The following is a 9665-nucleotide window of genomic DNA, read 5'->3' as shown; positions in this document are numbered from 1 at the left end:
TCTCTATTACAAATGTAAGGCAACGAAATCTTAATATGATGGCATAGCCAAGAGGTAAGGCAAAGGTCTGCAAAACCTTTATCGCCGGTTCGAATCCGGCTGCCATCTCCATATTAGGGCAGTAAGTCTTTTGAAAGACACATGCTTCGCTTGTTCCTGGTTCGAATCCAGGTACTGCCTCCAAAATAATATTAAGGAGTGGTTTGTTAATGGCACAATTACAAACTTTATCAATAGAAGAGCAAGAAACTTTATTGGATAATGCTCAAATTAATACGGTTGCTGCAAAGCAAATGGTTCAAAAAATGACTCAATTCGTTGGTGCTTATGATCTTAATAATCGTAAAGGATTTAAATTTGAACAAGGTGATGTCTCGATTCAAGTAGTTATTTTAGGTAACATGGAAGATACAATTAAAGTTATTTATACAAAACTTGATAATGAAGAATTGGTTTCAGGTAGTGTTATTGTTGAAAAAGAAGGTAAAAAAGTTCTTAAAGGCTATGATATTATCGAGGACGAAGTAATCCAAACGCTTGAAACAGAAATTGACGACGAATTTTTAGAAGAACTTAAAGGTTTAGAAAATCGCGAACTACCAGAAATGGATACCGAGCGAGAAGAAGTTGTTAGTCAATTACCGTGTATCTATGGAAACTGGTGTGGCCCAGGATGTTCAGGTCCAAAAGCTCCAATTTCTAAAGTAGATGCTTGTTGTAAAACACATGATGGTTGCTACAGTTCACGTGGATATTTTGCTTGTTCTTGTGATAAAAACCTTCAGAATTGCTTAGCTCCACATGTAAAGGCAGGTTCTGAGTGGGCAATTACAATTAGCCTTTGGTTCCGTAAACAACCTTGTAACCCATTTAAATAAGAAAGATAAAAAGGTGAGCCTATTAAGGGTTTGCCTTTTTTTATGGTAATTTTCAATTATTCCCTTTACATATCTAACCAATGTATAGTATTCTATACACAGAAAGTATAGAATACTATACATTCAGCTATTCTAATTGGAATGAGGGGTACTGAATGAAATGAAAATTTATACCACAAATAAGGTAAAAGAACATAGGGAAATTGCTGGTTTAACTCAAACAGAGTTAGCTGAAAGGGTAGGGACAAAAAGAATAACGATAGCTTCTCTTGAAAGAGAAAAGTATGAGCCTAGTGTTGGTTTAGCCATGAGAATAGCTAAAACCTTTAATTGCGCAGTTGAGGACATATTTACAGAGGTGAAAAAGGATTGAATTACCTTTACAATTTTTTAATTAAAATAGTAATTAGTATTTTATTGATGGAAGCCACTTTTAATATATGGAAAATGGAGGCTGGAGAGCCGGGAATATTATCGTGGTTCTTACCATTAATCACAATTTTTTGGATCGTATTAACAATAGTTAATGCAATACAAATTAAAAAGGGTAAAAAGTGGTTAAAGGAAGAGGAAGAAGACGAAAGGGATCAAATGATTAAGTATAAAGTAGGCTATATAACTTGTTGGTCTAATATGGGCCTCTTGGCATTATTGTTCTTCTTTTATGGTACGTTTGGAATCGAGATGTTTAATCCAGTATATGCGCTAGCATTGATCGTCTTCTTAAATATTGTAATTTATTACAGTATGAAATTATATTTTCTGTTCTTTGAATAATGAAGTGGAGGAATTAAAAATGACAAATGGCAACGTAGAATTAAAAAAACAAGGAAAAAGCAGTATTTTAGGTGGAATTTCAATAGCTATTGCAGTAATTTTAGCAGCACTTGTAATAAATTTCTTAACTGGATTAGTACCTTTAGAAAAAATACAGGGATTGCCTATTATTATGCCTTTTATTATTGCTCCAATTGGTGCAATAATAGGGTTTGTAGGTTATCGAATGAACAAAGATACATGGTCTTTATGGGGAATTATTCTTAATATTGTAATGTTCTTAGTACCAATTGTTTATAATATAGTTGCAATTTTATTCTTTGGAGTTTAATTATCTAAAAGCACCAGTCAAAATGACTGATGCTTTTTTATTTGTCTTTTTCTGCGACTTGCTTTAATTCGTTAATTGCAATCGTTAATACCTCAATCCTTTTCTCGAACCTAATTAAAAGATAAATAGAAATCACGATAGGAAATCCAAAATTGCCTATTGATGCGCTAAACATTTCAAATGGGGTCATAGCTTAGCACCTCCTTATAGTTTCAGAACTCCATTTCCTTGGGTTTTATTGGTGTAACCTTTTAATAAAAAAGAGTGTGAAAGAAGATATTGATAAATAATGTTTTGGGAAAATGGCAAATGCTTTGCTTTGAAATAGGAAAGGATTAAAGAGATTGCTCCTGTGATGTGTGGCGTTGCAACTGATGTACCTGTGAGTCTTATATAGTTATTTTGAGGATAGGTTGAGTAAACGGACTCTCCAAGACTTAAAAAATCAATATTCTGGTTTGTATTGCTCATATGTGTGGGAACAAGGTTCTTTCCAACAGCACCAACTTGAATAACTTCCTCGTAGTATCCAGGATAAAGAATTTCATCGGTTAGTTCTGATCCATCTCCGTAGTTCCCTGCAGCAACTACTACAAATATATTTTCTTGTAATGCCTCGTCAACTGCCTTTCTTAACTCTGGAACATCACTTTTTGTGCCTAAAGAGAGATTCATTATATCTACTCTTTGACCATTTTTGCCTCTCCAAGCAGTTGCAAAGCGAATAGCTTTAATTAAATGTTTATGAGTTGAAATACTTGTATGTCCAATGGCTTTAATAACTAAAAGCTTCGCCTTTGGAGCTATACCGATAGAATGTTTTGTGTTAGTAGCCGCTATAATTCCAGATACATGCGTACCATGACCTGTATAGTCCGTCGCTATGTTTATTTTACCGTTATCATCATCTGTAAAATTGAATGTGCCGATAATGTTGTCTTTTAACTCTTCATGGTTAATGTCACAACCTGTGTCAATTACAGCAATAACTGTATCTTGTCCATAATGACCGTTTTCCCAATACTTTTTAGCATTTATGAAGTCTATTCCATCGTTTATTGTAGTATCAGCTTGTGTAATTTTCATATAGACACCTCCTCACTTTTATTAGAGAGAGAAGTATCAAAAAACTAAAAAGAATTTATAAAATAAACATTGTTTTATTTTGTAAAAAGTACTAGATTTTCGCACTAATTTGGGAGATAATTAGAACACTTGTTCTTATTTATTTTTATTTTTTTCTTATATTTATATAATTTGTGGAAAAAAGGAGGTTTTTTTATGGGGAAACATACTCACTCAAATTCTGATAATAACTATCATCACGACGAAGAGAAAAAGCAATTAGAGTACATACAAGAAATACGAAAGAAACTACCCTTAATATTAGAAAACCCCATTATTCAAGAGTTTTTGAAAGATAAAAAGCATGAAGAAATAATGAAAGAAGCTTTTAAAAACCCTTCTCAAAAAAACATCAATTTACTTAATCAAACATCAAAAGAATTTTATAGAATAAATCGTGTCCTGAGGTATTGCTCTGTTTTAATTCGTGGACGTGCTATTGATTTCGATAAGAGACAGAGAAACAGAAATAAAAAACAAATGCTAATTTTTGATAAGAATGCTTTAGAAGGAGATTTTTCTGCAATTGAAACAATTGGGAGTTTGCAAGATTGCGAAGCAGAAAGACCTGAGTCAGTTGTTATTGAAGGAGTGGGGAAAGGAAATGTTATTCCTGTAGAAAACGAGAAATTGGATAAAGCGATGCGCGCATTGACGGATAAGCAACGAATGATTCTCTATTACCGTTATGAAAAGATGCTTACAAATAGGCAGATTGCTGAAATATTGGGAGAAACAGAACAAAACGTAGGTTACTGGGTCAAAAAAACATTAAAACAGCTAAAGGATTCGCTGTAATGAAAGATCATTACAATAAATGAGTTATAAGATGGAGACATGCTTCTAAAGGATAGTTAAATATAAAGGAGAGAGATATTTATGTCCGTAGAAAATATTCAAAAGCAAGCAGAGGTACAAGCTATTATCGATCAGTTAGAGTTAAAAATATTGAAACATGTTCAACAAACTATTTTTAAAGAAAGAGAAGATTTAATGCAAGAATTAAAGATGGTAATCGTTGAAAAAGCCTATAAAATGTTAGATGAAGAGCCACCAGGATTCTTCGAATTTATTGAACGAGAAATCTTTAAAAAGGAAGTAATTATATAATAAAGAACAACTCTATACATGATTGATCCGGATGGATATTGATTTATGTAAATATAAAAAATGACACTATCCAATTGATAGTGTCATTTCTGCTCTAAAGGAAATGGAAACATTTTGACCCAAACAACAAAACTGACCTTTTTCTGAACGTCTATATATTTAAAGAGGATATTGGGGGAAGTAGATATGAAAAAAGAGCAATTAGTTAGGGAAGTAGTAAAATTGAGTTTGAAACATGGGGCTCCGATTAAAGCAGAAGATATTTTTAAAATATGTCTAGATGAATCTTATAAGAAAAGCCAAATACATAAAAAAGAAGACTGTCATGTAAAGTAGTCTTCTTTGATTAGCCATTCTTTTTATTTTGCATATAAGTAACATACATCTCTAATTGTTCCCAGGCTTTCTTTCTCTCATCTTCTGGAAGACTTTCAATTAAAGCCATTATGTTCTTACCTTCTTCAGTAACAATCTTGTTTTCTTCTTCGCTCAATTCAGGATCTTCCGATCTTCCTAACAAATAATCTGTAGTTACATTAAAATAATCAGCTATTTTTTCTATTGTTTCACGACTAGGTGTTTTAATGCCATTTTCAAATTTAGACACACTGGCTTTTGTTATACCTACAGCAGTAGCGAATTTTTCTTGTGTAAGTTTATGTTCTGACCTCAATAATTTTAAACGCTTATTTAACTCCATTTAAAAAATCACCCCTTAATTTACGATATATCGTAAGTTATTTTTATTATAATGTTTCCTAATAGGAAACGTAAACCCCTCAGAAAATTAACCAGGAGGAAATTTTTTTGAAAAACCACTTGAAGTTTCCTTTAGGTAAACTTATAATAAATTTATCGGCATCAGAAGGGAGTGATTAGATGCTAAATGAAAATTCAATAACAAAATTAAAAATAGCTTTTGAAAAATCAGACTTCACTTATGAAGGACTAGCTACAGTTGTTGGCATATCAAAGAGCTATTGCTATAAAATTATTAATGCTCATAAATATAAGAAGAGATTGTACTATGGGACAGCATCTAAAATTGCAAAAGCATTAAATGAAGAAGTGGCGGATCTATTTGACGAACATGAAAATTTTTTTAATAATAAAGTTTCCCTTAGGGATACAATGTGAGGAGGAAATAAAATGAATCAATTACAAGTTTTCAATAATGAAGAATTTGGACAAGTTCGAACGGTGGTACAAGGCGAAGATGTTTGGTTTGTAGCTAAAGATGTAGCAGATGTTCTAGAGTTCAGTGACACAAACGCAATGACAAGACATTTAGATGAAGATGAATTGATGTCCGTCAAATTGACGGGTATGAATATGAAATCGACATTAATGAATGAATCGGGATTGTACTCATCAATATTACGTTCACGAAAACAACAAGCTAAAAAATTTAAAAAGTGGGTAACAAATGAAGTACTTCCTTCTATTAGAAAACACGGAGCATACATGATAGATAAAGTCCTAGAACAAGCGGTGACAAATCCAGACTTCGCAATTGGTCTTCTCACTAAATTAAAAGAAGAAAAAGAAAAGCTTGTAGCAGCACAGCAACAAATTGTAAAGCAGCAACCACTCGTAACATTCGCTGAAGCGTGTATGCAATCAAATGAATCTCTGAAAGTAAGTGAAGTTGCTAAGTTGGCAGCTAAACACAATATCAAAATCGGGCAACGTAAGTTATTCGCAAAACTTAGAGAATGGAATTTAATATTCAAACGTTCTACTGAACCAACTCAATCAGCAGTTGAAAAAGGATATTTTGAAATCGCACAAGGTGTTAAACAGAAGCCAAGCGGAGAACCATTCACATGGACAACAACATACGTAACACCCAAAGGACAAGCCTACATCATAGAGCGACTGAAGAAAGAACAGGAGGCGGTGTAGATGCAAGAAGAAAGCATGTTTTCTTTATGTATGGTTGCTGTATTTTTCGCAGCGTTAGGCGGATTCGCTTATGTGATGGAACGTATAGATAAAAGGTTTATGAAGGGTGAAAAGTGATGGATAAACAACAGCGAGATGAATACGAACAAAAGAAACTCTTGTGGATCATAAAAGATTTAAGAGCTAAAGGGATACATAACAGCGCAGATAAGGTTGAGGAAATGCATAAGAAGTTTATAACTCTAGCTAAATGATAAAAGCCCTGCAGGGGTTGCAGGGCAAGACTAAGGGTATTGAAGAATTGTCGATTCTAAAAGTAAAGGACTTCTTGGAATGTAATAAGTTTAACATATATTTCATTAAATTTTTATATAAAGATTTTACGAATTTATGAACATGGGCAAGCTCTTGTTTGTCGGAATATTCGAGGATTTAATGGTACTCCCCCATCTAAAATGGATTCCTGGATATTCCGATGCACGAAAGCATCAAAACAAAATAAAAACAGCCGATTACCCCTAATCGACTGTTTTAAAGAAACGACGCAATATTTTGTACCTATATTTTAACATAGTCGTTTCTTCTAAGTAAATAAGGAGGAATGTGGAAATGAAAGATGTTTTGCAGATTCAAGTAAGCCATGCAGTAAAAGCTTTAAAAGAAATGTCCGATAAAGAAACGGACAAGCTGAAAAAGCTTGATATCGACTATGTAATCACAGTATTAACGAATAAAAAACACGGGGATATGCCTTTCTAGGAGGATATGAATTTATATAAATTAGAAATCAATTATAAAAATGGGGTGCGTATCCGATGAATAAAAGCGAAACAATCACGGAATTAGCTAAAGCGCTAGTGAAATTCAATTCAGAGGTTAACAAAATAGCAAAGGATGCAGACAATCCTTTCTTTAAAAACAACTATGCAACGCTCGACACGATTATAGATGAAATTAGACCAATCCTTTCTAAACATGGATTAAGTATTATGCAAATACCAAGCGGTGATGGTCAAAACGTAATGTTAAAAACACTCCTTTTACATGAGAGTGGCGAATGGCTTGAGTCGGACGAACTAACGATGAAGCCAGTGAAGAATGATCCACAAGCAGTAGGAAGTTGTATCACATACGCAAGACGATATTCACTAGCAGCATTCCTTAGCTTAAATACAGGTGAAGATGATGATGGTAACGGCGCTACTTATGGAAAAGGTAACAAACAAAATCAGAAAAGTAACAGTGGACAAGCTCCAAACAGGCTACAAGGAAACAGCAGTAATGGAAAAGCATCTGAAAAGCAGTTAAAAATGATACACGCAAAAATAGCGCATGTAGCGACATTAACACAGACAGACAAACAAATGGTTGAAGAAACACTTAAGAATCAAGTTGGTTTTACAAATTTAAGCGAAATCAGTTCACAGTTAGCATCTAAAGCAATACAAGTACTGTCTGGTTGGGAGAATCAATACAGTCAAGCAGGATAAGGAGATGAAACCATGTTAGACAGAAATCAATCTAAAGTCGTCCTTCCTTCATGGGTGTGGAAGGGCGTGCAAAATGAAAAAGAAATAAAAGCAAGGGCGATAGAGTACATTACTCCCGATCGTTATCCAGGATACAAAATTATTGAGATTCAAGGCGACATAGCGGTATGCGGAAGGGAGAATGCATAATGTTTCAAGTCCCGGTGAGACGTGGATCAATGAAAGAAATGCTAAAAGCGGTTCGTGATTTAGAAAAACGAGGTTACGACTATGTAACTCCTATTAAGAGATTGTACAGGGCAGAAAAAACATTCTATAACGATGGGAAGTTCAAAGGGAAAGACAAGATTAGGTTTACAGGCATGGACGATCATGTCAGTTACGAATGTTGGATGAAGAAGGTGAATTAAATGGCTAAATACAGACACGTACAAACTTCATTCTGGTCAGATGCAAGAGTTTCAGAAGAAATGACACCAGAGGACAAATACTTTTATCTCTATTTAATGACGAACGAGCATACCAATCAAATTGGGGTTTATCAGATAACTAGAAAACAAATGGCTTTTGAGCTGGGTTACTCAATTGAAAGTGCCAAAGCATTACTGGATCGTTTTATTAATCATCATGAGTTGATTATTTATAACGAAGAAACAAGAGAGATTTGCATACTTAATTGGGGGAAATACAACCTTAACAAAGGTGGTAAGCCGATTGAAGATTGTATAAAAAAAGAGCTTAAAAGCATTAAAGATGTATCGCTAGTAAAACTCGTTCTTGAACGAACAGAAAACATAGCGTTAGTACAAAAAATCAGTGTTTATGCGGGTCTTGACGATACGTTCCACGATACGTCCACGATACGGGGGCAAAAAGAAAAAGAAAAAGAAAAAGAAAAAGAAAAAGAAAAAGAAAAAGAAAAAGAAAAAGAAAAAAAGACTCCTCGTCACAAGTTTGAAACTTGCGACACCAACGGGGCTAAGTATCTATTTGAAAAAATTAAGGGTAATAACCATAAACAAAAAGAACCTAACTTCGATTCTTGGGCTAACGACTTTAGATTAATGCGTGAAAAGGATAATCGTGAATTACAAGAGATTAAGGATGTTATTGATTGGTGCCAAGCGGATCCATTCTGGCAAGGTAACATTTTATCACCTAAAAAGCTACGAGAAAAGTTCGACCAACTAACTATTCAAATGAATTCCAAAAAAGGAGCGAAAAACAATGCAGAGAGCAACAGCAGCAATACCAACAGATATAGCCAAAAAGGTGAATATGACTATGGATTCTGATGTGTGTGATACACATGGCATGAATAAGATGAAGTTTGGTGGACAAGCTGTTTGCCCTCGATGCTTCCTTGAAAACGAAAGTAGGAAGCTTCAGCAACAGGAACAAGCAAAATATGATGCAGATAAAGCAAACGAGAAGAAATTCATGTTCCACCAGCAAAGCATGATTGCCGATAGCAACATCAAGAAAGCTAATTTTGATAATTACCAACCTACTAGTGATGAAGGAGCAAAGAACCTTGAACTTGCAAAAGTCATCGCAACTGATTATCTCAACGGGAAAGTATTTAACACGATTATGGCCGGGAATTGTGGAGCAGGGAAAACACATCTTGCTTACGCTATAGCGGATCAACTCGCAGGAGCAGGAAAGTCAGTTGTCTTTGTCACAGTTGGCGAATTACTACGGAAGATTAAAAGTACTTTCAGTAAAGATTCCACATTAACTGAAGATGCAATTATAAGGAGTTTAGTAAGAGCAGAAGTATTAATAGTCGATGATTTGGGAGCTGAGTTAGGCGCGTTAGATGCAAATACAAAAGCGACAAACTTCATTAATAGGGTGTTATTCGATGTTTTCGATGGAAGGCAAGGTAAATCTACTATCTTCACGACAAACCTCACAGGAAAGCGTTTAGATGAGGCATACGATGAACGGATTGTATCGCGGATTCTAAATAATTTCAGAACGATCACTTTCAAAGAAACAAAGGATTACAGAAGGAAAGCACTACCATTCTAAGGGGGAATTGAA

General features: G+C 34.4%; 19 protein-coding genes and 1 tRNA gene. 17 read left to right on the top strand and 3 right to left on the bottom strand.

Annotated elements, in window-relative coordinates; genetic code table 11:
- Positions 1-37 precede the first annotated feature (37 nt).
- The 5 genes from ACTFRS_RS27505 (at position 38) to ACTFRS_RS27485 (ending at position 1986) form a co-directional block, all read left to right on the top strand.
- A tRNA-Cys gene (locus tag ACTFRS_RS27505) sits at positions 38-111 on the top strand.
- A 98-nt stretch (positions 112-209) separates the two neighbouring features.
- Entirely contained in the window at positions 210-878 is a 669-nt protein-coding gene (locus ACTFRS_RS27500; protein WP_227601773.1) for a hypothetical protein, read from the top strand.
- Between the two features lie 160 nt (positions 879-1038).
- Positions 1039-1251 (top strand): helix-turn-helix transcriptional regulator, encoded by a 213-nt coding sequence (locus ACTFRS_RS27495; RefSeq protein WP_000708736.1) that lies wholly within the window; start codon positions 1039-1041, stop codon positions 1249-1251.
- Complete coding sequence (locus ACTFRS_RS27490; RefSeq protein WP_063222594.1) at positions 1248-1655, top strand: hypothetical protein; 408 nt, start codon at positions 1248-1250, stop codon at positions 1653-1655. Before ACTFRS_RS27495 ends, ACTFRS_RS27490 begins: the two co-directional genes overlap by 4 nt.
- Before the next feature lie 19 nt (positions 1656-1674).
- Positions 1675-1986 carry a hypothetical protein gene (locus ACTFRS_RS27485; RefSeq protein ID WP_063222593.1) on the top strand — a complete coding sequence of 104 codons (312 nt, stop codon included), beginning with the start codon at positions 1675-1677 and terminating at the stop codon, positions 1984-1986.
- A 37-nt stretch (positions 1987-2023) separates the two neighbouring features.
- Here ACTFRS_RS27485 and ACTFRS_RS27480 read toward each other — a convergent pair whose 3' ends face one another.
- Both ACTFRS_RS27480 and ACTFRS_RS27475 read right to left on the bottom strand, forming a co-directional pair.
- On the bottom strand, positions 2024-2176 hold the full coding sequence (locus ACTFRS_RS27480; RefSeq protein ID WP_000187390.1) for a YvrJ family protein: 153 nt from the start codon (positions 2174-2176) through the stop codon (positions 2024-2026).
- A gap of 14 nt (positions 2177-2190) precedes the next feature.
- On the bottom strand, positions 2191-3072 hold the full coding sequence (locus tag ACTFRS_RS27475) for a S8 family peptidase (RefSeq protein WP_440025794.1): 882 nt from the start codon (positions 3070-3072) through the stop codon (positions 2191-2193).
- A gap of 195 nt (positions 3073-3267) precedes the next feature.
- On the opposite strand from ACTFRS_RS27475, the gene ACTFRS_RS27470 reads away from it, so the two are divergent.
- The 3 genes from ACTFRS_RS27470 (at position 3268) to ACTFRS_RS27460 (ending at position 4557) form a co-directional block, all read left to right on the top strand.
- A complete protein-coding gene (locus ACTFRS_RS27470) occupies positions 3268-3909 on the top strand; it encodes a sigma-70 family RNA polymerase sigma factor (RefSeq protein ID WP_440025796.1) in 642 nt (213 codons plus the stop codon).
- 81 nt (positions 3910-3990) lie between these two features.
- Positions 3991-4221 carry a hypothetical protein gene (locus ACTFRS_RS27465; RefSeq protein ID WP_000110136.1) on the top strand — a complete coding sequence of 77 codons (231 nt, stop codon included), beginning with the start codon at positions 3991-3993 and terminating at the stop codon, positions 4219-4221.
- Positions 4222-4407: 186 nt separating this feature from the next.
- On the top strand, positions 4408-4557 hold the full coding sequence (locus tag ACTFRS_RS27460; RefSeq protein WP_440025798.1) for a hypothetical protein: 150 nt from the start codon (positions 4408-4410) through the stop codon (positions 4555-4557).
- Between the two features lie 10 nt (positions 4558-4567).
- Here ACTFRS_RS27460 and ACTFRS_RS27455 read toward each other — a convergent pair whose 3' ends face one another.
- Positions 4568-4921, bottom strand: coding sequence for a helix-turn-helix domain-containing protein (locus ACTFRS_RS27455; RefSeq protein WP_143880511.1), 354 nt, complete (start codon positions 4919-4921; stop codon positions 4568-4570).
- Between the two features lie 179 nt (positions 4922-5100).
- Here ACTFRS_RS27455 and ACTFRS_RS27450 point away from each other — a divergent pair, with 179 nt between their 5' ends.
- From ACTFRS_RS27450 to ACTFRS_RS27410, 9 genes are all read left to right on the top strand, one after another.
- Positions 5101-5358, top strand: a complete 258-nt coding sequence (locus tag ACTFRS_RS27450) for a helix-turn-helix domain-containing protein (RefSeq protein WP_078419502.1) — start codon at positions 5101-5103, stop codon at positions 5356-5358.
- 12 nt (positions 5359-5370) lie between these two features.
- Positions 5371-6126 carry a BRO family protein gene (locus ACTFRS_RS27445; RefSeq protein WP_440025800.1) on the top strand — a complete coding sequence of 252 codons (756 nt, stop codon included), beginning with the start codon at positions 5371-5373 and terminating at the stop codon, positions 6124-6126.
- 116 nt (positions 6127-6242) lie between these two features.
- Positions 6243-6380 (top strand): hypothetical protein, encoded by a 138-nt coding sequence (locus ACTFRS_RS27440; RefSeq protein ID WP_440025802.1) that lies wholly within the window; start codon positions 6243-6245, stop codon positions 6378-6380.
- A 355-nt stretch (positions 6381-6735) separates the two neighbouring features.
- A complete protein-coding gene (locus ACTFRS_RS27435) occupies positions 6736-6885 on the top strand; it encodes a hypothetical protein (protein WP_162876073.1) in 150 nt (49 codons plus the stop codon).
- Positions 6886-6941: 56 nt separating this feature from the next.
- Positions 6942-7616 carry an ERF family protein gene (locus tag ACTFRS_RS27430; RefSeq protein WP_440025804.1) on the top strand — a complete coding sequence of 225 codons (675 nt, stop codon included), beginning with the start codon at positions 6942-6944 and terminating at the stop codon, positions 7614-7616.
- Positions 7617-7628: 12 nt separating this feature from the next.
- Positions 7629-7805 (top strand): hypothetical protein, encoded by a 177-nt coding sequence (locus ACTFRS_RS27425; protein WP_166705090.1) that lies wholly within the window; start codon positions 7629-7631, stop codon positions 7803-7805.
- Entirely contained in the window at positions 7805-8026 is a 222-nt protein-coding gene (locus ACTFRS_RS27420; protein WP_071737010.1) for a hypothetical protein, read from the top strand. Before ACTFRS_RS27425 ends, ACTFRS_RS27420 begins: the two co-directional genes overlap by 1 nt.
- Positions 8027-8911, top strand: a complete 885-nt coding sequence (locus ACTFRS_RS27415) for a hypothetical protein (RefSeq protein WP_440025806.1) — start codon at positions 8027-8029, stop codon at positions 8909-8911.
- The gene (locus tag ACTFRS_RS27410; protein ID WP_440025842.1) at positions 8895-9653 is read left to right on the top strand and encodes an ATP-binding protein; all 759 of its coding nucleotides are present in this window, start codon (positions 8895-8897) and stop codon (positions 9651-9653) included. The genes ACTFRS_RS27415 and ACTFRS_RS27410 overlap by 17 nt, the downstream gene beginning before the upstream one ends.
- The last annotated feature ends 12 nt before the right edge of the window (positions 9654-9665 follow it).

The organism is Bacillus cereus group sp. MYBK139-1 (genome assembly GCF_051916915.1).
GTDB classification, from domain to species: Bacteria; Bacillota; Bacilli; order Bacillales; family Bacillaceae_G; genus Bacillus_A; species Bacillus_A pacificus.
Note: the sequence above shows the minus strand (reverse complement) of the source record. Positions and strands in the feature narration are given on the sequence as shown.

Excerpts from the sequence above, each read along its gene's own strand:
- ACTFRS_RS27500 (WP_227601773.1), top strand. The coding sequence starts at position 210 with ATGGCACAATTACAAACTTTATCAATAGAAGAGCAAGAAACTTTATTG.
- ACTFRS_RS27495 (WP_000708736.1), top strand. The coding sequence starts at position 1,039 with ATGAAAATTTATACCACAAATAAGGTAAAAGAACATAGGGAAATTGCT.
- ACTFRS_RS27485 (WP_063222593.1), top strand. The coding sequence starts at position 1,675 with ATGACAAATGGCAACGTAGAATTAAAAAAACAAGGAAAAAGCAGTATT.
- ACTFRS_RS27480 (WP_000187390.1), bottom strand. The coding sequence starts at position 2,176 with ATGACCCCATTTGAAATGTTTAGCGCATCAATAGGCAATTTTGGATTT.
- ACTFRS_RS27475 (WP_440025794.1), bottom strand. The coding sequence starts at position 3,072 with ATGAAAATTACACAAGCTGATACTACAATAAACGATGGAATAGACTTC.
- ACTFRS_RS27470 (WP_440025796.1), top strand. The coding sequence starts at position 3,268 with ATGGGGAAACATACTCACTCAAATTCTGATAATAACTATCATCACGAC.
- ACTFRS_RS27465 (WP_000110136.1), top strand. The coding sequence starts at position 3,991 with ATGTCCGTAGAAAATATTCAAAAGCAAGCAGAGGTACAAGCTATTATC.
- ACTFRS_RS27460 (WP_440025798.1), top strand. The coding sequence starts at position 4,408 with ATGAAAAAAGAGCAATTAGTTAGGGAAGTAGTAAAATTGAGTTTGAAA.
- ACTFRS_RS27455 (WP_143880511.1), bottom strand. The coding sequence starts at position 4,921 with ATGGAGTTAAATAAGCGTTTAAAATTATTGAGGTCAGAACATAAACTT.
- ACTFRS_RS27450 (WP_078419502.1), top strand. The coding sequence starts at position 5,101 with ATGCTAAATGAAAATTCAATAACAAAATTAAAAATAGCTTTTGAAAAA.
- ACTFRS_RS27445 (WP_440025800.1), top strand. The coding sequence starts at position 5,371 with ATGAATCAATTACAAGTTTTCAATAATGAAGAATTTGGACAAGTTCGA.
- ACTFRS_RS27440 (WP_440025802.1), top strand. The coding sequence starts at position 6,243 with ATGGATAAACAACAGCGAGATGAATACGAACAAAAGAAACTCTTGTGG.
- ACTFRS_RS27435 (WP_162876073.1), top strand. The coding sequence starts at position 6,736 with ATGAAAGATGTTTTGCAGATTCAAGTAAGCCATGCAGTAAAAGCTTTA.
- ACTFRS_RS27430 (WP_440025804.1), top strand. The coding sequence starts at position 6,942 with ATGAATAAAAGCGAAACAATCACGGAATTAGCTAAAGCGCTAGTGAAA.
- ACTFRS_RS27425 (WP_166705090.1), top strand. The coding sequence starts at position 7,629 with ATGTTAGACAGAAATCAATCTAAAGTCGTCCTTCCTTCATGGGTGTGG.
- ACTFRS_RS27420 (WP_071737010.1), top strand. The coding sequence starts at position 7,805 with ATGTTTCAAGTCCCGGTGAGACGTGGATCAATGAAAGAAATGCTAAAA.
- ACTFRS_RS27415 (WP_440025806.1), top strand. The coding sequence starts at position 8,027 with ATGGCTAAATACAGACACGTACAAACTTCATTCTGGTCAGATGCAAGA.
- ACTFRS_RS27410 (WP_440025842.1), top strand. The coding sequence starts at position 8,895 with ATGACTATGGATTCTGATGTGTGTGATACACATGGCATGAATAAGATG.